This is a genomic window from Bradyrhizobium sp. CCGUVB23, from assembly GCF_024199885.1.
GTDB lineage: Bacteria > Pseudomonadota > Alphaproteobacteria > Rhizobiales > Xanthobacteraceae > Bradyrhizobium.
Genome location: NZ_JANADQ010000001.1, coordinates 3,151,255 through 3,174,424, shown reverse-complemented (window position 1 = coordinate 3,174,424; position 23,170 = coordinate 3,151,255). Strand labels below are relative to the sequence as shown.

Below are 23,170 nucleotides of genomic sequence, written 5' to 3'. Positions count from 1 at the left end.
GCGATGGACGCCGCCGTTTCGCCCGACATCATCCTGAAGCTTTCCAATATCGAGAGCTATTACGGGCCGATCATGGCGATCCGCGGCATCTCGCTCGAGGTGCCGCGCGGCCGCATCGTCACCTTGCTGGGCGCCAATGGCGCGGGCAAGACCACGGTGCTGAAGACCATCTCGGGGATTCTCGATCCGCAGAAGGGCACGATCGAGTTCATGGGCAAGCCGATCCAGCGCATGGAGGCCGACAAGATCGTTCGCCTCGGCCTCAGCCACGTGCCGGAGGGGCGCGAGGTGTTTCCGTTCCTCTCGGTGCGCGAAAACCTGATGATGGGCGCCTATCCGCGGAAGGATCGCGACGGTGTCACGGAGGATCTGGAGCGCGTCTACGGCTATTTCCCGCGGTTGAAGGAGCGCATCGACCAGCCGGCCGGCCAGCTTTCCGGCGGCGAGCAGCAGATGCTGGCGATCGGCCGCGCGCTGATGAACCGGCCGACGCTGCTGCTGCTGGACGAGCCATCGCTGGGCCTGTCGCCGATCCTGGTGAAGGAGATCTTCACGATCATCCGCCGCGTCAACGAGGAGCAGGGCATGTCGATCCTGCTCGTCGAGCAGAATGCCAAGGTGGCGCTGGAAACGGCGCATTACGGCTATGTGCTGGAGATCGGCCGCGTCGTCATGAACGACACCTGCGACCGCTTGATGCATTCCCAGGACATCCAGGAATTTTATCTTGGTGCCAAGGAGGCTGGCGCGCGGGGCGAACGGCGCTGGAAAAAGAAGAAAACGTGGCGTTAAATATGGCATCTCCTCGTTGACGAACAGACCGCCGGCAAAGCCGGCAGCGCGAGGGATGAAGCGACAAGGAGGGAATGGCATGGCCCGACCGGCGATGCTGACAGTCGCAGACACGATCGCAAAGAGTTTCCTGCGCGCGGTGGAGGCGCGCGGTGACAGACCTGCAATCCGCGAGAAGCAGTTCGGCATCTGGCAGCCGACGAGCTGGCGCGAATGGCTGGAGATATCCAAGGAGATCGCCTACGCGCTTCATGCTTCGGGCTTCAAGCCGGGGGACGTCGCCTCCATCATGGCCAACGCCGTGCCGGAATGGATCTATGCCGACATGGGCATCTTGTGCGCGGCCGGCGTCTCGTCCGGGATCTATCCAACCGATTCATCGGCGCAGGTCGAATATCTCGTCAACGACTCCGCTACGCGCGTGATCTTTGCCGAGGACGAAGAACAACTCGACAAGATCCTCGCCTGCCGCGCGCGATGCCCGACGCTCGAGAGGATCGTTGTGTTCGACATGGAAGGCCTGCGCGGCTTCGCCGACGACATGGTGATGTCGATCGACGAGTTCCGCGCGCTCGGGCGCAATCACATGGTCGGCCGCGAGCAGCTCTGGCACGAGATGATCGACCGCCGCGGCCCGGGCGATCTGGCGATTCTCGTCTACACGTCGGGCACGACGGGCCCGCCCAAGGGCGCAATGCATTCCAACCGCAGCGTGACGCATCAGATGCGCCACGCCAACGATTTCATCCCGGCGAGGGAGGACGAGGACCGGCTGATCTTCCTGCCGCTCTGCCACGTCGCCGAGCGGGTCGGCGGCTACTACATCTCGGTGGCACTCGGCTCGGTGATGAATTTCGCCGAAAGCCCCGAGACCGTACCGGACAATCTGCGCGAGGTGCAGCCGACCGTCTTCCTCGCGGTGCCGCGCGTTTGGGAGAAGTTCTATTCGGCGATTACCATCGCGTTGAAGGATGCGACGCCGTTCCAGCAATGGGTCTATCGCCGCGCCGTCGACATCGGCTTCCTCATGACCGATCGCCGGCTCGAGGGCGCAGCACCGTCGCTTGCGCTCAGGATCGCGAACCGCTTCGCCTATTGGCTGGTGTTCCGCAATGTCCGCCGCATGATCGGGCTCGATCGCTGCCGCATTGCGTTCACGGGCGCCGCGCCGATCTCGCCGGATCTGATCCGCTGGTATCTCGCGCTCGGGATCGACATGCACGAGGTCTATGGCCAGACCGAGAATTGCGGGGTGGCAACCATGATGCCTTCCGAGCGCATCAAGCTCGGCTCGGTCGGCAAGGCCGTGCCCTGGGGTGAGGTCAGTCTCGCTGCCGATGGCGAGATCCTGATCAAGGGCGACTTCCTGTTCATGGGCTATTTGAACCAGCCGGAGAAGACGGCCGAGACCATTGATGCGCGCGGCTGGCTGCACACCGGTGACGTCGGCACCATGGACGACGAAGGTTTCGTCAGGATCACCGACCGCATGAAGGACATCATCATCACTTCCGGCGGCAAGAACATCACGCCGTCGGAGATCGAGAACCAGCTCAAATTCTCGCCCTATATCTCCGACGCCGTCGTGATCGGCGACAGGCGGCCGTATCTCACCTGCCTCGTCATGATCGACCAGGAGAACGTCGAGAAATTCGCGCAGGACCACGACATTCCCTTCACCAATTATGCCAGCCTGTGCCGGGCGATCGAGATCCAGGGCCTGATCTGGCGCGAGATCGAACAGGTCAACGGCAACTTCGCCCGCGTCGAGACCATCAAGAAATTCTATTTGATCGAACGCCAGCTTACGCCCGAGGATGAGGAGCTGACGCCGACCATGAAGCTGAAACGGAGCTTTGTGAACAGGCGCTATGCGGCCGAGATCGACGCGATGTATCGCGAGCGCGCGGTGGCGTGAGCAAACCATTCAAAAAAAGCGAAGGAGCGATGGGCCCCGTTCTTCGCGCAACAAGGGCCTTGAGGAGAGGAGACGTCGATGTCGAAATCGTTTTGGGCGTTCGGCCTTGCGGCAAGCGCGGTGGTGCTCATCTGTTTGCCGGCTGCTGCGCAAACCAAGTTCACCAATGAAGGCATCTCGGCGGGCGAGATCGTCATCGGCACCCATCAGGATCTGTCAGGCCCGATCAAGGGGTGGGGCGTGCCCGTCGCCAACGGAATGAAGATGGCGGTCGAGGAGATCAACGCGGCAGGCGGCGTTAACGGCCGCAAGATTCGACTGGTCGTCGAGGACAGCGGCTACGATCCGAAAAAGGCTGTGCTGGCCTCGCAAAAGCTGATCGAGCGTGACAAGGTCTTCGCTATGGTGGGAGCGATGGGATCGCCGACCGTGCTTGCAGCGCAGGACATCCTGTTCGACGCCGGCGTGCTCCAGCTCTTCCCCCTCTCGGCAGCCGAGTTCACCTTCAAGTTCGATCCGGCCAAGCCGCAGGAACGGCTGAAGTTCAGCAATCTGCTGCCCTACGTCGAGAGCACGCGGGCCGCGCTGAAATACATGATGGAGTCGAAGAATTTCCAGAAGCCCTGCATCATGCATCAGGACGACGAGTACGGTAAGAACGTGCTCGACGGCTTCAATCGGCAGCTCGCCACCATGAAGGTGCAACCGGCTTCGATCACCAGCTACAAGCGCGGCGCCTCGGACTTCAGCGCGCAAGTCGCCAAGATGAAGTCGGACGGCTGCGATCTCGTAGTGCTCGGCACCGTGATCCGCGAGACCATCGGGGCGATGACGGAAGCGAAGAAGCTCGGTTGGGACGTCACTTTCCTCGGCGCGACGCCGACCAACGTGCTGGAAGTGCCGGCGCTGGGCAAGGATGCCGTAGAAGGGCTTTATGCCGCGTCCCAGTTCGAGATTCCCTATGAGGACAGCGCCAAGGGCCCGGTGAAGGACTGGCTTGCCAACTACAAGAAGATGTTCAATTCGGACGCCAATACGCAGGCGATCATCGGCTACAACACGGTGATGACCTTTGCCTTCTACGCGCAGAAGGCGGGCAAGGATCTCACGGGACAGACGATGCTGGACTCGCTCGAGTCGGGCGAAAAATTCCTCGACATCTTCAACTCGCCGCCGACGAGGTTCACCAAGACCGATCACCTCGCCAACACCATCACCCAGGTGCAGCAGGTCAAGGGCGGACGCTGGGTCCTCGTGAAGGACAATCTGATGTTCTGATCTTCGCCTCTCTCCGCAAGGGTGCTGCACCCTCTCCCCTTGTGGGAGAGGGTGGATTCGATGCGAAGCATCGAAGCCGGGTGAGGGGTTCTCTCCGCGAATAGAGCTTTCGCATTGGGCTCGTTGAGGCAGACCCCTCATACCCCTCGACAACGGCATGGGTGTGCGGCAACCTTCGCGGTATGGGGCCGAGGATAAACATCGTTGCGATTGCGGTAGCCTTCACCGCGGGGGTGAGCATTTCCTTTTTCACGCTCCCGCTTTGGGTGACGGTCGCGATCAATGTCGCGAAAGAAGGAAGTCGGACAGATTGGCTAGGCTTCGCCGGGAGCGTCATCGGTGCAGTCGTGGCGCTTGTCGCGGCAGTAGTCGCATGGTTCGCGGTTCGGCAGCAGATCACCGCGCAAAGGTTCGCGGCGGAAGAGGCGCGGATTGAGGAAATCAAAAACGTTCGTGCGGCCCTCCGCACCGAAATCGCAACGTACGCCAAGTACGTGATCGACGCGCTTAAAATTTGCCAAGAGATCGCAACAAAAGATCAAATCATACCGGTCGCACGCGCTTCCTACATCACTAAGAACCTCGTCAGCCCTGTGGTGTATCCGGCAATCGCGGATCGCATCGCACTGCTGAAGCACCCGCAGGCCACCATCGAATTTTATATGCGCATTCAGGAAGCCAGAGCCATAACACAGGCGATGGAAGCGAGCGTCGCAGGTCTTACGCTCGCTCAATCGGCTGCGACTAACCTACAGCGATCGAATGCTTTGTCAGTGGCGGATTCGCTTGCCACTGCCCTACTGCTGGTGCGCCCGATCATCACCGACGACGACGGTTTAAGTTCTGAACTGGACGTCCGGGTCCTCGATGTTACCTTGCGCGACATCGACAATGCGCTTCAGACGGCGCAGCAAATCTTCCCGAACGCCACGTCTTTCCTGTTTTGACCGCCACGCCCCGTTGACCGCCCAACCCGGATTTCCGATAACGACCCGAGCCCCGCCGATGCGCTTGATCCGCAGCCGCCGCAGCAATCGCAAGGAGAAAGCAGCCCCATGAGACTGGCAGACATCGATGTTGATGAGCTTGTGCGCGCATTAGGGCAGGAACGCAGTGCTTGGATCAACGTCGCGCGGGACGAGAAGCGCCGGTCGACAGACCCTGAGCGCGCGACGGTCTGCGTGTTAGCTGCGCTTGACCATGTGTTCACCAAATTCGCGGGTAGGTAGGGCTCCCAGCCAGCCCCACCCATGCGCCGCGATCGACGTCGCCGGCAACCACGCCGGCCAGCCGACCGACGCATCAGCGGCCTCCTCACGAGCGGCCTCCGCAGAGCCCCTGAACCCCATCAACAATCGCGAGGGTGCAGCGGGCGCGGAGACGGATTATCCACAGGTTGGTTTGGCGCAGAATTGACACAGCGGCTCGTCAGCACCGTGGATTGTCATGTGACGCCAACGCTTTGCGGCTTTTGGTATCTCCCTTGCCAAGGGAGAGGGCGGCAGCATCTTTGTTGACGCGCCGGCAAATCGACGCGCAGATAAATCATCCCCCGAAGGCTCTCATGTTTTTTCAATGGAGAGCTTTGCCACGCGCAATCGACTGCAGGTCAGCTTCTGGGGATTGCATCTCAAGGCCGAGGGCATCGGAGCGATAGCGGCAGCTCTGCTCATCGTGCTGGTTGTGGTCGCGGCATCTAGGCTATGAAACGCGGGGATAACCGCACGCATCGGTTGATAAGCGTTTGCGGCAAGGCCCAAATGCTGCGGCAAGCGATGGGGCTGGCGTAATGACCGCATCAAAAGAACCACTTCCCACTGTCGAGCGGGTGACCGTAGACCCGGTCGCAATTGCCGCTTTCTCGCGCGAGTGGGACTTCATGGTCCTCGCGTCGGAGCTATTGCGAGAGGTGACATCCTACGTAAGCGTGGCGGCATGTACGCTTGGACCGGCACCGGCATGGACGCGCGATCAAGCTGCAGTTGGCGGCAACATGGTGCGGCTCTCCAAATTGCTCTCGGCATTCCTCGACCAAACCGTGCAGAAGAAAATGGAAACTAGCACCATCCTCAGCCGGCTGGCGTTCGAGACCATCGTCAATGTGCGCTATCTGATCGCGAACTTCTCCCCAGAACTCGTCAACTCCCTCGTCCGATATTCGCTGAAGCACGAGCGCAGGCTGCACGACACGATCCAAGCCAATATCCAAGAGCGCGGCGGAGACGTTCTTCATGTTGAGCAGCGCATGCTCAATTCCATTGATCGCGCGGCGCGGATAGCCGCTATCGCGCTCGACAGCGTTGATCTCAAGGACCGAGCTCCTTGGGGCGGCAAAGACCTACGTCAGAAGGCGATAGCGGTCGGGCTGGAGCAGCCGTATCTGGCCGTCTTCGGTGGCATGTCCCACAACGTTCACGGCTCTTGGCACGACCTATATCAATTCCACTTAGAAACGGATGAGGCCGGCGCATTCACACCAAAACTCGACTGGGGCCGCCCGCGCCCGCAACCTCTCTTTGCTCTCGGGCATCTGGCGCTCTCCGCCGTGGCGGACTTTCTGATGTTCATCGGAGGCAAGCCCGCGCTCGACCAGTTGCGCGAGCAATTGCGCGACCTCGCCGCGCGCATCGGCTCGGTGGACGACGCCCACGAGAGCTACCTGTCAGGCAAGACTTGGCCGGCGATCTAAGCGCGCGCGCCGCCCATGAGCGGAATCGACGTCGCCGCTACTGGACATCGGGCGAACAAAACGCCGTATCAGCGGCCTTCCCAGAAGCTCGGCGGATCGGGACACGATGGAGGACACACGAGGCCGACCGCATTGTTTCTATAAGGCTATTTACGCCCTTGCATTTCCCAGAAGGGGGAGAAGGAAGCAACGAGCCTACGATCCCCCGCCCGCGACGCCGGACTCCACCGGTGCCAGCTCGTCCTCCCTGCAGCGCCAGCCGTCGGCGGCTTTCTGGAAGGCGAAGGTTCGCTGGATCCTGAGCCGGCGCGTCACATTGAAGCTTTCCCGGGAGTTCTGCTTGGCGGCAGCCGGTTGCGCCTTGCCGGACCTGGGGTCCCAGCAGGTGCCGGTGCAGGTCGATGCGACCGGGCTGCAGGTGGTGAAGGGCGACAGCACGACCATGTCGATGTCGGCGGTGACCTTCGCGTCCTGCTCCCCGACGTCGCTGCCGGTCGCGACCACGCGACTGATGCGGACGAAGTCGCCGCAGGAATTGGCCGCATGGATTTTGGCGACGCAGAAGTCGGCGGCATCGGTGTCAGGCAGCCGTGCAGCGATCTGGCGGCCGAACACCCGCTTCGGATCGCCCTTGGCACCACGAATATCAGCCGTCTTTCGGCTCAGATATTCGGCGATGCAGCCTTGCGCGGATGACAGCTCGGCCAGCGGCACGTTCTCCTTGCCGACGAGGTCGCATTTGCGATCGCGCTCCCTTGTCCAGCGGCCGTATTCGGCGAAGGCAAAGCGGGCTTCGCTCGGGTTCAGCTTGCCGATCAAGCCGAGGACCTGGCCGTTGAGCTCCTCCTCCGCCAGCGCCAGCTCCGGATCGCTACAGATCAGCGCGCCGGCCGCCGTGTTGGCCGCGAGGCAATCGAAATCGGGGTCGCGCACGATCGCGGCGCGCTCCTCGGTCTCCCTCAGCAGGCAGGTCTTGACGCGATCGATGTCGTCGGTGCGGAGCGCGGTCTGGCCGACGATGCCGCAGCTGAGGTTGCGCTGCCGGATCCACAGCGCGTTCTCCTCGATCGCCGGCAGACGATCCGGCAGGCGGGAGAGCCGCGCCTCGATGGCCGCACCGAGTTTCTCGGCCGCTGCGGCAAGCTCGCCATCGCCGCAAAACAGCTGACCTGCTGGATCGCGCTGCTGCTCGCAGTGATTTTTCGCAAACAGCGGCAGCTTGTCGGCGATCGCTGGATCCGGATTGACCCCCTGCGCGCGCGCAGGTGACATCAGCGGCACCATCGCCGCAACCATCGCCAGCACCAACGCTCGCATTCCGCTTGTCCCCGAAGCCCGCATGATGCGCCATGCTAGCTTCCCCTGCGGCGGGACGAAACGGGTTTGTGGCCGCGGCTCGCCGTGTCAGCGTGCCTCGTTGGCGGCGACCTGCGCCGTCCGGCTGCTCACCGGCACGAAAGCCGGCTCGTCGACATATTTCAGCACTGCGGACTGATAGAGCACGAACAGCGGCTGATAGGTCCGTGCCGCCTCATCCTCGACCATGGCCATGCGGCGGTTGTCGAGCATCAGCCAGTGGCCGTCGAGCCTGGCGGCCGCGACCGCATGCTCCTCGCCGACTTGCGTGTCGCGCACGAAAACGATGCGGAGATCCTCTGGCGGAATGCCCGCGAGGCGGAGCGCGGCGAGCTTGGCGATTGCATAGTCCTCGCAATCGCCGGCGCCGCGCTGGAAGGTGGCGAGCGGCGAACTCCAGACGTCGTCAGTGCCGTCACTGGCCGCCTTGATCGCGAGATTGACGGCGCGGTTGGCTTCACCGAGGCGGGCGCGACCTTCGCGGCTGCGCGCCTGGTCGACGATGGCGAGCAGCTTCAATGCAGCCGGCGAGACGCAGTTGTCGCGGTCGCCGTCGCATAGCGCGAGCTGCACCATCTCGTCGTCGAACTTGTCCTTCAGGTGAAGCCACTTGTCGCGGACGCGACCTGCGGAGATCGCGAAGGCGAACACGCCGAACGGTTCTGCGGATTTCCGCACGAGGACGGCGGACCCGGGCGACAGCAGCGTGCCGGCGCGAAGGTCGGCGGTCGATCCGAGCAGGATCAATCCGCATAGGAACAGGACTGCGCGCCAGGCGCGCGAGTGAGCAACGGTCTCCATCTGACTTCCCCTGTCCAGCATCGGCAGGACACCCCTGACCCGCACGTGCCGGCTTTGTTTCTGGTGCGGAGATAGTGGGGGGAGGCCGTTTTGTTCTGCTTAACGCGCCCCGCGGGGGGCTCAAAACCGCGGAACAGGCTGAAACCGGTCTCTCCGGTTTACGTAAAATTTTACCGGCCAAGCCGGGGAAAGCCACAGTCTGCCGCGAAATGGAATCAATTGCGGACAGGGCTTGAGTTAGCGGCCGAATCTGCTGCTTATGACTAATGACGTGCTTATCGCGTCACTTCTGTTAGCCAGGTTACGGTTAAAACTCCGTATTTGCCGCAGTATGTTGCAGGGCTCTGCAAAGGACAGATGACGTAAGTATTCGTGAGTTTGATTTATACGTCAGAATACTTGGGGTGGTGGGATATGTCGCCGATTTTGGGGGACTATACCTGTAAGAATTCCAGGAATTACCTTTGCTACTCTGGTCTCTTGCGGTCTTCTGACGGCTGTGGTGCGGCCGCCGTGTCGATTCGCTCAAGCAATAGACGGTTTCGCTAAGGACTTGGTAATGATATGCAAGCATAGGCAGCAGATACTTCTTTAAATATTAACCCTTTTTGCGGTGCTCCCCCGTTGAACTACGCTGGCAAATTTGACGCCGCGCTCTCCTTGCATGGCCAGGGTTTCCACGCGCCCGCCGATGGCCATGTCGAATCGTTTTCCGTTTCGGGTCATGGAACCGTGCCGCCGGGCGCGTTCTTCGTTCCCGATCCCAATCTGCTGTTCCATGGCGACTTCAAGCGCGCAGGCGTTGATCTCGTCCTGTCCAATGACGGACACGAGTTCGTCATTCACGACTACTTCAAGGGCGAGAAGCGCGCCGCGATCGCCTCGCCCGATGGCGCCCATCTCACCGGCGACCTCGTCAATGCGCTCGCCGGCAACATCCAGTACGCGCAGGCGGCGGGTGGCGCCGCCGCCGCGCAGGTCATCGGCCATATCACCAAACTGACCGGCAGCGCGACCGCGGTCCGCAACGGCGTCTCGATCATCCTGAACAACGGCGACAACGTCGAGAAGGGCGACGTTCTCTCGACCGGGTCGGACTCGACCCTCGGCGTCACCTTCATCGACGGCACCGTCTTCGGCCTCTCCTCCAACGCGCGGATGGTGCTGAACGAGATGGTCTATGACCCGAACGGGTCGAGCAACTCCTCACTGCTGAGCCTGGTCGCGGGCACGATCACCTTCGTCGCCGGCGAGACCGCCAAGCACGGCGACATGAAGATCGATACGCCGGTCGCCACCATGGGCATCCGCGGCACCGCCGTGCTGACGGAAATCAGCTTCTCGATTCCGTCGGGCGGCGGCGATCCGCAACCGCAGGCGAATTTCCAGGTGCTGGTCGAGCCGGACGGCACCACCGGCTCCTACATCCTGTTCGACAAGGTCACGCTGCTGCCGATCGCCACCGTCAACCAGGCGGGGCAGATGATCCAGATCAGCGGCGGCAACGTCTCGGTCACCAACGCGCTGCTGTCGCCGGACGTGCAGAAGCTGATCACGGACGTGTTCTCGCTGAAGTTCACGGACAACGGCACCAACACCAAGCTGACCAACAACTCGACCGATTCGATCACGCAGGACGCCAACCTGTTGCTGATCAAGACGGCGAGCGGTGCGACGGCGCAGGTAACTTTCGTCAACACAGTCACTAGCGGCAACAACGAACAGTCGACCAATACCTCCGACAAGCCGACGACCGTCAGCCGTGTTCCCGGCGCGCCGCTCGCGAGCAGCCTCGACCTCAACGGCAACGTGAAGGCGGCGTTCGCGCTGTCTGAGCTCGACGGCAAGACCGGCGATACCAGCGATCTCGACGTGATCGGTGGCAAGATCACCTTCTTCGATTACAACCTCGGTGACCGGCCGACCGTGAAGGTGAATTTCGACTCCTTCACCTACCATAACGCCAATCACGACGACGTCACCGCCGGATTGTCGGACCTGCAAAAGGCCGACATTGCCGCGACCGAGGCCAAGATCACGGTCGTTCCCACCTCGGGCAACACCAACACCGGCTCGGCAAGCTGGACCTACAGCGTTCCGGACAACGCGTTCGATTTCCTCGCCGCCGGCGAAACGCTGACGCTGACCTACAAGGTCCGCGTCGACAACAATTTCGCCGCCTTCAACGAAACTGCCTTCGTCGACATCACCATCACGGTGACCGGCACCAACGACACGCCGGTGATCACCTCGAGCGTTCCGACCATCACCTTCGCGGGCGGCACCAGCGTGCCCGGCGGTCCGCTCACCTCAGAGGTGCCGACCTCGGGGACGCTGACCTTCAAGGATGTCGATCTCACCGACACCCACAAGGTGTCGGTGAAACTGACCGGCGCGACCCTGCCGGACGGCAGCACGGTGCCGCCGGGACCGCTGGCGATCTTCGAAAAAGCGATGTCGGTTGCGATCGATACGGACAGCACCGGGACGGGCGACGGCGTCATCGACTGGTCGCTCGCGGATCTGCCCGTCTACCTCGCCGACTTCATTCCGAAGGGTGAGGTCCTGACGCTGACCTACACCGTGACGGTCACGGATTCGCAGGGCGCGACCGCGACCCAGACCGTCACCGTCACCATCAAGGGCACCGACAGCCCCGCGGTGGTGTGGGTCGCGACGACCGAGGCCGGGTCGCCGCCCGGCGGCTTCTGGAAGGACGCCGCGAACTGGGAAACCGGCACCGTGCCGACGATCAATGACGACGTCATCGTCATCACCGATCAGCTGCACGGCCTGACGCCGTCCTATCCGGTCACGATCGACGAGGCGGCGTTCGCCAAATCGCTGACCATGAACGATTTCGACACGTCCGCCGGGCATACGGCGCCGCAGGTCATCAACCAGAGCACGCTGACGATCGCCGGAGCGCTCAGTCTCAGCGCCGACTCGATCCTGACCAATTCCGTGGGCGCCACGATTTCCGTCGGCGGCAAAGCGGAGATCCTTGACACCAGCGTGCTGACGAATTCCGGCACGCTGACGCTCGCGGGGGGCGGCGACTTCGCCGTCGGCGCCTCTATCACCAATGCCGGCACGATCGAGCTCACCGGCGGCACACTCAAGATGCTGGCCGAGATCCACAATGCCGGCGGCAAGCTCAAGATCGATGCCGGTGCAACGCTGGACATCAACGGCGGGACCATCGACAGCGGCAAGCTGATCATCGGCGGCGCGTTGGTGCTGGAGGGGACGAGTTTCCTGACCAATGGCAAGCTGGACAATTCCGGCGCCGTCACCGTCACGGGGACCGTCGCTTTCGACAACGAGACCGTCGACAACGACTCGACCATCGAAATCCAGGCCGGTGCGACGCTGACGCTGGACATTGGGACCAAGGTCGCCAATTCGTCCGGCACCATCACCGTCGACGACCATGGCGTGCTGGTCCTCGATCAGGCCGAGATCACCGGCGGCACGCTGACGCTGTCCGGCACGCTGGTCTCGACCGGAATCAGTGCCATCAACAGCGCAGACATCACCAACGCCGGTACGATCGACGTCACCGGCGGGACGCTGACGATCGACCCGCTCGTGCAGCACACCATCACCAATCAGAACCTCATCGAGGCGAATGGTGGCGAGCTCGACATCACCGGCGATCTGATCATCAACGCCGGTACGCTCGAGGCGATCAACGGCGGCGTGCTCAAGCTCGGTACGGTCACGGTCACCAACACGACGGGGACGGTGACGGTCGACGGTACCTCGAAGCTGTATCTGTCCGACGTCACGATCAACGGCGGAAGCCTCGGCAACGCCGGCAATATCTACGCCGTCACCGGCAGCAACAGCATCACGGCCGCGGTCACCAACACCGGCACGATCGAAGTGCAGGGCGGCACGCTCGATCTCGCCGGCGGCCTCAGCGGCACCGGCTCGCTCATCATCGACGACGGCGCGACGCTGGAGCTCGCCGGCGCCAACGCGCAGACGGTCACTTTTGCCGGCGGCGCCGATACGCTTCAGCTCGACAATGTCGCGGGCCAGAGTTTTACCGGCACCATCGCCGGCCAGTCCTCGTCCGGCGGCACGTTCACCATCGCGGGCGCTGGCAACGTCACCACGGCGAGCGGCGATGCGCTCGACTTCACGGCAAGCGGCGGCACGATCGGCGATGCCGCCGACATCGTGCTCACGCCGACAGGCGCGCTGACGGGCGCAGCGGGCGGCATCTTCGTGACCCAGAACGGCGTCGGCGACATCTCGCTGGCGGCGACAAAGGACATCACGGGCCTGAACGGCAACGGCATCTGGCTGCGCGATAGCGCGACCGGAACCGGCGACATCACCGTGACCAATCTCACCGGCAAGGCGACCGGAACGGGCGCCAATTCCGTTGGCCTGCTCGTTGAAAATCTCAACACCGCCAATGCCGGCGATATCACCATCGAGCAGCTCGGCGGCGCCGCGGGCGGCGCCTACGGCATCGACGCAACGACCAAGGGTGACGGCGACATCAGCATCGAAGCGGGTGGCAACGTCACCGGAGGCTCGGTCTACGGCATCCGTGCGCGCAGCTACGGCAGCGGCAGCGAGACTGTCACCACGGATGCAGGCACCTTCATCAACTCCGGCAGCTCCGGCATCGTCGCGGTCAACCGGGCAACTTCGATCGATGCGGACAGCGACAGCACGATCACCGTCACCGCCTATGGCACGATCAATTCCGGCAGCAACCTCAACCAGAGCGGCAATCCGCCGGCCGGCATCCAGGCTGGCTACAACGGCGCAACGACGGGCTCGGTCGCCAACACCGACGTCAACGGCTCGGTGACCATCAACAACTACGCCAATGTCACGGCCGCCGCCGGCTATGGCCTGCACGCCTACAACTACGGCAATGGCGACGTGACCGTGAACGACGAGGCCGGTACCACAGTGACCGGCGCCGTTCAGGGCATCCGGGCGCAAGCCTTGAGCGGCGGCACCGGCGATGTCGAAGTCACCGTCGGCGCCAACGCCAACGTCACGGGCACCTCAGGCTACGCCATCCTCGCCTACAGCATCGACGCCGGCGATATCGACGTGTCGCTGTCGACGGGCGACGTGCTGACGTCGGGCAGCTCGGGCATCGTGGCGGTCAACTATGCGACTGCCATCGCGAGCGGTCTGGACAGCACGATCACGGTCGAGGCGCATGGAACGATCCATTCCGGCTCCACTCTGAACAACGACGAAACCACGCCAGGCGCGATCATCGCCGGCTACAAGCCCGGCGGCAATTCCACCTTCTCCAGCCAGGTCAATGGCGACGTCACGGTCGAGAGCGACGCCACGATCACGGCGGATGCCGGCTTTGGCATCGAGGCCTTCACCTGGGGCGTCGGCGACGTCACGGTGATGACCGGTACGGCGTCGTCGATTACGGCCGCCGGCACCGCAATCGGCGCCTTCGATCACGGCGGCGGCGACGTCAGCGTCACCAATGAAGGCGACGCCACCGGCTTTGTCGGCCTGTCCGCGTTTGCCACCGGCGGCGGCGACATCACCATCGTCAATGACGGCGACCTTACCGGCACCGGCACGGTCGGCATCGTCGTCACGCAGAACAGCGACGGCGCGACCGGCTCGACCCACGTCACCAACACCGGCTCGGTCGTGGGCGCGGACGGCCATGCCGCGATCTTCGTCCAGGAGAACGCCACCGGCTCCGCGCTGATCGACAATTCCGGCACCATCGGGCCCGACGATACTGGTGCCGTGACTTCCACGACCTATGCCATCGTGGAGACTGGCGGCCACGTCACGATCAACAACACCGGCGACATCAACGGCAATATCTCGGTCGCCGGCGCGACCTTCAGCAACGAGGCCGGCGGCACCTGGACGGTGTCCGGTTCGAGCTTCTTCGGCACCCTGTCCACCCTCGGCAATGCCGGCGAGATCGATCTGCACGACGGCGCGTCGATTTCCGGTGCTGATGGTGCGGCCTTCGCCATCACCAACTCCGGCGGGATCGAGAGCTGGGGCACGACCTCCATCACCGGCGCCATCACCAACACCGGCAGCATCGAGATCGACAGCGGCACCATGACGCTGTTCGGCTCGCTGTCAGGCTCCGGCTCCGTCACCATCGACGCCAATGCGACGCTCGAGGTCAACGCCACCGTCGCGCAGACCATAACCTTCTCAGGGGACGGCGCCGAGCTCCAGATCGATACCGCGAGTTTCGGCGGTTCGATTGCGGGACTGGCCACGACCGACAAGCTGGACCTGTCGATGATCACCTTCGACGGCGGCACCACCGCGACCTATGACGCGGAGACCGGCAACCTCGTCGTCAGCGATGCCTACGACCACAGCATCACGGTGAAGCTGATCGGCGACTACAGCAACGCGCATTTCGCCGCCAGTGACGATGGCACCGGCCACACGCTGATCACGTTGAATGCCGCTGACGATGCGAATGTCGACGTGTGGACGGGGGACGTCGACCAGAGCTGGAACAATGACGGCAACTGGTCGCTGGGTCACGCCCCCACCGCGACCGAAACCGCATTGGTCGATACCGACAGCGTGGTGGATCTGGCGGTGGACGGCAACGGCACCACGATCGGCGGGCTGTCGCTCTCCGGCGTGACCAGGCTCGACATTAAGGGCACCGGCTACGACTCCGAGTACGAAAGCGTTGACAGCTTTCTGCTGGTGAACGGCACCCTCGTCAATCACGGCCATATCGACGTCGCCGATGCCTATCTTGACGCCGTCCAGCACGTCGTCAACACCGGCACCATCGTCGCCGACGAACGATATGGGATCTTGAACTTCGGCAATCTGTCCGGCAGCACCATCGACAACGCCGGCGGCACGCTGGAAGCGGACGACGGCGGGCATATCGGCCTCTTTTACACCACGATCAATGACGGCGAGATCGACCTGTTCGGAGAGGGCTCGGTCGCGTTGCTGCGCGCCTCGATCATCAACGGCACGACGCTGACCGCCGACTCCTATTCCCATTTCGAGGTGTTGGGCACCACGACCTTCAACGGCTCGGCGAGCGCCATGTCGGTCGGCGGCGACATCCATATCGACGTCTACGGCAAGCTCGTCCTCGAGGGCACCATCAACGACACCGGCTCGGTTGCCAACCACGGCGTTCTCGTTGCCGATACCGGGGCAACGACGATCCTCGGCGATCTCACCGGCTCCGGCACGGTTCAGATCATGAGCGCGAGCCTCGAGCTCGGCGGCACCTCCGATTCCGCGATCCAGTTCGTCGGCTCTGGCGTCGGCACGCTGCATCTGGACTCTACGTCGCACTTCACGGGCACGGTGACCGGCTTCAGTTACGGCGACAATATCGATCTCGCCGGCATCGACCCGAAGAACGTTTCGCTGGTATCGACCGAAAGCGGGCTCGAGGTCCACTACGGCACCGGCGACGGCGACTACTTCACCATTACCGGCGGTTACAACGAAACCGGCTTCAGCACGAGCAGCGACGGCAGCGGCGGCACCAAGCTCCTCTGGAGCCACCAGTCGCCGGTGATCGACACCACTCACTTCACCCACGTGCACGACGAGGCGACGAATACCGACACGGTCACGGGTCTGTCGATCTCGGGGTCCTCGACGGAAACCTACACGGTGACGGCGGAGACCGAGGGCGCGAAGGAAGGCACCGGCGTGACGCCGTCCTCCATCGATGGCGTCTCGCTCGACCAGGTCAACACGGCTCTCCACAGCGTGACCTACGATCCGGGCGCCAACCCGCCCGATACCGACATGATCACCTTCAAGGTGACCGACAGCCTTGGCGCCAGCGACACCGTCAACTTCATCTTCGACGAAGGCGGCTCGGGTCCGGTCACGCTGACCGGCACCAGCGGCAAGGACGTCATCTTCGCCACCGAGTCCAGCGACACGCTGATCAGCGGCGGCGGGCAGGACCAGTTCGTGTTCGGCCCGGCGTCAACGACGGACGCCGTCCAGCACACCGTCTACGGCTTCGATACGACCCAGGACAAGATCGACCTGCGGCAGTTCGATACCATCAATTCGGTCGCCGACCTCACCATCACGCAGCAGAACGCCGATACGCTGATCACGCTGGACGATCACGAGACGATCCTGCTCAAGAACGTGGCCGCCGGCAACCTGCACGCGAGCGATTTCATCGTCACGAACCACGGCACGACGTAGCGCGAGCCTCGCTCTCCGGTCGCGGGGACAGCAAAAAATCCCCGGATCGTCGCTTGCGGCCATGGCCATTTGCGTCCTGACGATCCAAAATCGCCCCTGGTCGGTTTACGGGAAGTCCAACAGGCATGAAGCGGCTCAGGATATGGCGGCGGTGGTTCGCGCGCAGGTTCGGCTATGCGCGGCTGGTCTGCCTTGCGCTGCTCGTCGGCTTTGCCGCCGTGCGCCTCGCCGATCCGGGGTTCGTCGAGGAGTTTCGCGTCCGCACCTTCGATTACTTCCAGAAGTTCGACCCCCGTCAGAAGACCCAAAAGCCCGTCATCATCGTCGATCTCGACGAGAAGAGCCTGAAGGTGATTGGCCAGTGGCCATGGCCGCGCACGAAGATTGCGGACCTCGTCACCGAACTGACGCGGCTCGGCGCGGCCGCGATCGCCTTCGACGCGGTGTTTTCTGAGCCCGACCGGCTCAACCCCGACATCGCCGCCGACACGTTTCGCAGCCTCGACGAGGCGACGCGCGAAAAGCTGAAGGCGCTGCCGAGCAACGACCAGATCTTTGCCGCGGCGATCAAGTCGTCGCGCGTGGTGGTGGGTGAGTCCGGCCTCCCGAACTCGAATGCGCTTCTTGACAAGAAGCTGCCGCAGACAGGGCTGGCGTCGCTGGGCGAGGATCCGCTTCCCTTCCTCTACGAATTCCCTGGCCTCTTGCGCAATGTCCCGGTGATCGAAGCCGCTGCTGCGGGCCGCGGTCTCTTCACCATCAGGCCCGAGCGCGACGGGATCGTGCGCCGCGTACCGGTCATCATGCAGGCACAGGGCGTCATCATGCCCTCGCTGACCTTCGAGATGCTGCGCGTGGTTACCGGCTCCGACACCATGCTGGTCAAGACCGACAAGGAAGGCATCCGCAGCGTCGGCGTGAAGGGCTTCTCGATCCCGACCGACAAGAACGGCCAGCTCTGGGTGCATTTCGCCCCGCAGGATCCCTCGATCTATGTGCCAGCGGTCGACGTGCTGGAGGGGCGGGTTGCGCCGGATCGGATCGCGCAACGGCTGGTGCTGATTGGTACCTCGGCAACAGGCCTCAACGATATCAAGACGACGCCGGTTGATCCCGCCATGCCCGGCGTCGAGATCCACGCCCAGGTGCTGGAAAGCGCGCTGACCGGCTCGGTCATCTCGCAGCCGAATTACGGCCTCGCGATCGAGTTCTTCGCCGCCATCATCATGGGCCTCCTGGTGATCATCTTCGCGCCGAAATTCGGGCCCGTCACGCTGGTCGGCGTCGGCGCGCTGTTCGCTTCGGTGTTGGGCGGCTTCTCCTGGTACTATTATGTGCACTATCGCCTCTTGATCGATCCGACCTATCCGCTGTTCTCGACCACCGCGATCTATTTGACGCTGGTCTTTGCAAGCTTCGTGCGCGAGCAGCAGCAGCGCAAGCAGATCCGCGGCCACTTCGCGCAATACTTGTCGCCTGTTCTGGTCGAGCAGATGGCGCAGTCGCCAGAAAAGGTCGTGCTCGGCGGCGAGGAGCGCGAGATGACGATCATGTTCTCCGACGTGCGTGGCTTCACCACGATCTCGGAGACCTACAAGCACGACCCGCAAGGGTTGACTGCGCTGATGAACCGCTTCCTGACGCCGCTCACCAACGCCATCCTCGCCCGCAAGGGCTATGTCGACAAGTATATGGGCGACGCCATCATGGCGTTCTGGAACGCGCCGCTCGACGACAAGCAGCACGAGATCAACGCCTGCGAGGCGGCGATCGACATGCTGGAGAAGATCGACGAGGTCAACAAGGAGCGCGAGGAGGAAGCCGCCGACGGCGGCCATGTTTACATTCCGCTCAATGTCGGCATCGGCCTCAACACCGGCGTCGGCGTGGTCGGCAACATGGGATCGGACCTCAAGTTCAATTATTCGGTACTCGGCGACAGCGTCAATCTGGCCTCGCGCCTGGAGGGGCAGACCAAGGAATACGGCTTCCCGATCATCGTCGGCTCGAAGACCGCGCTTGCCGCGAAGGACAAGTTCGCGATCCTCGAGCTCGACTTCATCATGGTGAAGGGCAAGACCGAGCCTGAGGTCATCTACGCCGTCGTCGGCCGCGAGGACGTGATGAATTCTGGCGCCTTCCAGCGCCTGCGCAACCTCACCATCGAGATGCTCGCCTGCTACCGCAGCCGCGACTGGCAGGGCGCGCTGGACGCGATCGAGCGCGGCCGCAAAAGCGAAGACGCCGACACGCTGGAGAGGCTGTTCAGGCTGTACGAGGCGCGGATCAGGTATTTCCAGGCCAATCCGCCGCCGGACGACTGGAACGGCGCCTACGCGCTGCTGTCGAAGTAGCAGATGGCATGAGTGAGGATCGTAGTAGCACAATATTCATGTCGTCCTGGCAAAAGCCAGGACCCATTACCCCAGGGCGTAGCTGTGGTGCCGAGCTGTCAACCGCCAGTCTCCGCAAAACAAAGGCCGGTGGTTATGGGTCCTGGCTTTCGCCAGGACGACATCGGAGTGCATGGCGCAGCATGCGCCGCCCCTCACTCCACCCCGATCGTCGTCAGATCCTGGAACCAGTGCTGCGCCTGCACGAACTGCTTGATCTTCGGCGATAGCGCATGCGGGTTGGTATCGTGGACGACCCAGACCAGCGCGGCATCGTCGACGATCTCTGCATGCGCCTGCGCCAATAGCTCGTCCTGCTTCGCGGTATCGAAAGTCTGCTTGGCTTCGTCGATCAGCCCATCGACCTTCGGGTTCTTGTAGCCGCCCCAGTTGACGCCGACCGGCGCGATCTGGCCCGAATGGAAGAAGCGCACGATGGCGTAGAGCGGGTCGGAGGTGACGTAGGCGATGTTGTTGGCGGTGATGCCGGAATTCATCTCGTCGGCCGCGCCCTTGCGCCAGTGGGTGTAGAGCGTCTCGAGCTCGACGACCTTGAAGTCGATGTCGATGCCGATCTCCTTGAAGCTCTGCTGCAGGAATTCGTTCATCGGCAGCGACAGCATCTGGCCGGTGCCGCCCTGCGCGATGATGAAGGTGGTCTTTAGCGGCTTGTCCTTGCTGTACCCGGCCTCCTCGACCAGCTTCTTCGCAGCAGTGAGATCGTACTTCAGTTCAAACGTCGGCTTGCCGAACCACGGGCTGGACGGATCGACCTGGCCCTTGGCAGGTTTTGCGAGACCGTTCATCAGCCCGACCACCGCGTCGCGGTCGATCGCGAGATTGAGCGCCTTGCGCAGGCGGATGTCCGTCCAGGGCGAGCCCGGCAACACGCTCAAATGATAATTCCACACATGCGGCGTGACGTTGTCGACGATCCTCATGCCGGCTGCCTTCAGCTGCGGCACGGCGTCGGGAGCGGGCGTCTCGATCAGGTCGACTTGTCCGGCGAGCAGCGCATTGGTGCGCGTCAGCGCTTCCGGCATCGGCACGAGCACGAGCTTGTCGACCTTCGGAATCCGCTTCTTGTTCCAGTAGTCCGGATTCTTGCTGAGCTCGGCGAGCTCGCGCGGCACGAGCTTCGTGAGCTTGAACGGGCCGGTGCCGGAGGGCTGGCTTGCGAACTTGTCCCAGTCCTTGCCGAGATTCTCATACTGTGCCGGGCTCGATACCAGGAACCAGAGCATCTGGTAGGGAAAAAAGGAATCGACCGTCTTGGTGGTGATCTCGACAGTATCGTCGTTGATCTTGGCATAGCTCGCGACGGAAGGAAGCCGGGTCTTGACCTGCGCGCTCTGTCGCTTGTCGAATTGCGGCGCCTTGTCGTTGAGCACCTTGTCGAGATTCCAGATCACCGCATCGGCGTTGAAATCGCTGCCATCGTGAAACTTCACGCCCTTGCGCAAGGTGAAGCGCCATTTGGTCTTGTCCGTGTTGTCGACCTTCCATTCGGTGGCGAGCCCCGGCACCAGCTTGCCCGGCCGGTCGGCGACGTCCATCTCCCACGCAACGAGCGGATCGTAGATCGTGTAAGCCGTGAACTGGTAGGCGCCGGCGCCGCGATCGGGTTGGCCTGTGGTCAGCGGAATATCCGCCATCGAGATGCCGTAACGCACCAGGGTTTCGGCACGTGCCGAGATTGCGGAGAACGCCAGCGCAAGCGCGACGAGACCGGTCGAGATTCGATTGCGCATGACCAAAGCTCCCAACGAATAATTTGGAGCCGAACTTGCAATCTTGATGCCAGAATAGGCAGCGTAGCACCTTCGCCTGCGCAGCATCACAAGGACTTGTCGTCACAGGGGCAATTTGCAGAATAAGTTTCCCCATTGGCACAGCCATTGCATGGGCTTGCATCAAAAATAATCATCGAAAGCCGGAAAAGGATTGAGGCGATGCTTATCGATAAAACCACCCGCGCAGCATTGATTGCGGCGCTGGCGTTCACAACCGCCGCGGCCTGGCCGCGTGCGGCCGGTGCCGAAACCGTGCTGCGCATCGGCATGACCGCTGCCGATATTCCGCGCACGCTGGGCCAGCCCGATCAGGGATTCGAAGGCAATCGCTTCACCGGCCTCACCATGTACGACGCACTGACCATGTGGGACCTCTCCTCGGCCGACAAGCCGAGCGTGCTGATCCCGGGGCTTGCGACCGAGTGGAAGGTCGACGAGACCGATCACAAGAAGTGGACTTTCAAGCTGCGCCCTGGCGTGAAATTCCATGACGGCAGCGACTTCAACGCCGATGCTGTGGTGTGGAACGTTGACAAGGTGCTGAACAAGGATGCCCTGCAATACGACCCGAGCCAGGTCGGCCTCACCGCCTCGCGTATGCCGACGCTGCTGTCCGCTCGCAAGATCGACGACCTGGCGGTGGAGCTGACCACGAAGGAGCCGGACAGCTTTATGCCGATCAATCTCTCCAATCTGTTCATGGCGAGCCCTGCGAAATGGCAGAAGCTTTATGACGCCGCCAGCGGCGCTGATGCGAAGGCGAAATCGGCCGCCGCATGGGAAGCATTTGCACGCGATGCCTCCGGCACCGGTCCGTGGAAGATGACGAGCTTTACGCCGCGCGAGCGGCTGGAGCTCGCCAGGAATGAAAACTACTGGGACAAGGCACGCGTTCCACATGTCGACCGCATGGTGCTGTTGCCGATGCCGGAGGCGAATGCGCGCACCGCGGCGCTACTGTCGGGGCAGGTCGACTGGGTCGAGGCGCCCGCGCCCGACGCGATTGCCCAGATCAAGCAGCGCGGTTTCGTCATCTACTCCAACGAAGAGCCCCATGTCTGGCCGTGGCAGTTCTCGCGGGTCGAAGGCTCGCCCTGGAGCGACATCCGCGTCCGCAAAGCGGCCAATCTCTGTATCGACCGGGAGGGCCTGCGAGACGGCCTGCTCGGCGGATACATGGTGCCGGCGACCGGCACCTTCGAGCCCGGCCATCCCTGGCGCGGCAATCCAACCTTCCTGATCAAGTATGACAAGCCGGCCGCGCTGAAATTGATGGCAGAGGCGGGCTATGGTCCCAACAAGCACGTGGCGGTCAAGATCCAGACCTCGGCCTCGGGTTCCGGCCAGATGATGCCGCTGCCCATGAACGAATACCTCCAGCAGGCACTCGCCGAATGTTACTTCGACGTGCAATTCGACGTCATCGAGTGGAATACGCTGGTCAACAACTGGCGGCGCGGCGCCAAGGATGCTTCCGCCAACGGCTCCAACGCGGTCAATGTGACCTATGCGGCGATGGATCCGTTCTTCGCCCTGGTGCGCTTCCTGCAGTCGTCAATGGCGCCGCCCCTCTCGAACAATTGGGGCTACATCAACAACCCCAAATTCGACGAGCTGGTCACCAAGGCGCGGCAGACATTCGATCCCGCCGCACGCGACGCCGCACTCGCCGAGCTGCACGCGGCCTCCGTCGACGACGCCGCCTTTCTCTACGTCGCCCACGACGTCGCCCCGCGCGCCATGAGCCCGAAGGTGAAGGGCTTCGTGCAGCCCAAGAGCTGGTTCGTCGACTTCTCGCCGGTGTCGATGGTGCCGTAGTTCGCGCAACGCGCTCGCTGCACCCTCTCCCCTTGCGGGAGAGGGTGGCTTCGCAAAGCGAAGCCGGGTGAGGGGTCTCTCTCCGCGGATGACCCTCTCGCATTTGAAACGACAGTACCCGCGGATAGAA

At 62.8% G+C, this 23,170-nt stretch carries 12 protein-coding genes; 9 read left to right on the top strand and 3 right to left on the bottom strand.

Features of this window, described 5'->3' with window-relative positions:
• Positions 1-3: 3 nt before the first annotated feature.
• From NLN62_RS14450 to NLN62_RS14425, 6 genes are all read left to right on the top strand, one after another.
• Positions 4-792 carry an ABC transporter ATP-binding protein gene (locus NLN62_RS14450; protein WP_254109219.1) on the top strand — a complete coding sequence of 263 codons (789 nt, stop codon included), beginning with the start codon at positions 4-6 and terminating at the stop codon, positions 790-792.
• A gap of 79 nt (positions 793-871) precedes the next feature.
• Positions 872-2,710 (top strand): long-chain fatty acid--CoA ligase, encoded by a 1,839-nt coding sequence (locus tag NLN62_RS14445; RefSeq protein WP_027521387.1) that lies wholly within the window; start codon positions 872-874, stop codon positions 2,708-2,710.
• A 78-nt stretch (positions 2,711-2,788) separates the two neighbouring features.
• Complete coding sequence (locus NLN62_RS14440; protein ID WP_254109218.1) at positions 2,789-3,988, top strand: ABC transporter substrate-binding protein; 1,200 nt, start codon at positions 2,789-2,791, stop codon at positions 3,986-3,988.
• Between the two features lie 161 nt (positions 3,989-4,149).
• Entirely contained in the window at positions 4,150-4,935 is a 786-nt protein-coding gene (locus tag NLN62_RS14435; RefSeq protein ID WP_254109217.1) for a hypothetical protein, read from the top strand.
• A gap of 108 nt (positions 4,936-5,043) precedes the next feature.
• The gene (locus NLN62_RS14430) at positions 5,044-5,217 is read left to right on the top strand and encodes a hypothetical protein (RefSeq protein ID WP_254109216.1); all 174 of its coding nucleotides are present in this window, start codon (positions 5,044-5,046) and stop codon (positions 5,215-5,217) included.
• Between the two features lie 560 nt (positions 5,218-5,777).
• Positions 5,778-6,677, top strand: coding sequence for a DUF5677 domain-containing protein (locus NLN62_RS14425; protein WP_254109215.1), 900 nt, complete (start codon positions 5,778-5,780; stop codon positions 6,675-6,677).
• 195 nt (positions 6,678-6,872) lie between these two features.
• On the opposite strand, the gene NLN62_RS14420 is transcribed toward NLN62_RS14425, so the two are convergent.
• Entirely contained in the window at positions 6,873-7,994 is a 1,122-nt protein-coding gene (locus NLN62_RS14420; RefSeq protein ID WP_254109214.1) for a hypothetical protein, read from the bottom strand.
• Positions 7,995-8,081: 87 nt separating this feature from the next.
• Positions 8,082-8,834 (bottom strand): transglutaminase-like cysteine peptidase, encoded by a 753-nt coding sequence (locus tag NLN62_RS14415; protein ID WP_254109213.1) that lies wholly within the window; start codon positions 8,832-8,834, stop codon positions 8,082-8,084.
• Positions 8,835-9,458: 624 nt separating this feature from the next.
• Here NLN62_RS14415 and NLN62_RS14410 point away from each other — a divergent pair.
• Positions 9,459-17,036 (top strand): FecR domain-containing protein, encoded by a 7,578-nt coding sequence (locus tag NLN62_RS14410; protein WP_254109212.1) that lies wholly within the window; start codon positions 9,459-9,461, stop codon positions 17,034-17,036.
• Positions 17,037-17,161: 125 nt separating this feature from the next.
• Positions 17,162-19,390 (top strand): CHASE2 domain-containing protein, encoded by a 2,229-nt coding sequence (locus tag NLN62_RS14405; RefSeq protein ID WP_254109211.1) that lies wholly within the window; start codon positions 17,162-17,164, stop codon positions 19,388-19,390.
• Between the two features lie 194 nt (positions 19,391-19,584).
• Here the strand turns inward: NLN62_RS14405 and NLN62_RS14400 are convergent, their stop codons facing one another.
• Positions 19,585-21,180: an ABC transporter substrate-binding protein gene (locus tag NLN62_RS14400; RefSeq protein ID WP_254109210.1), complete on the bottom strand. Its 1,596-nt coding sequence runs from the start codon at positions 21,178-21,180 to the stop codon at positions 19,585-19,587.
• 201 nt (positions 21,181-21,381) lie between these two features.
• Between NLN62_RS14400 and NLN62_RS14395 the strand changes: the two genes are divergently transcribed.
• Positions 21,382-23,040: an ABC transporter substrate-binding protein gene (locus NLN62_RS14395; protein ID WP_027521380.1), complete on the top strand. Its 1,659-nt coding sequence runs from the start codon at positions 21,382-21,384 to the stop codon at positions 23,038-23,040.
• The last annotated feature ends 130 nt before the right edge of the window (positions 23,041-23,170 follow it).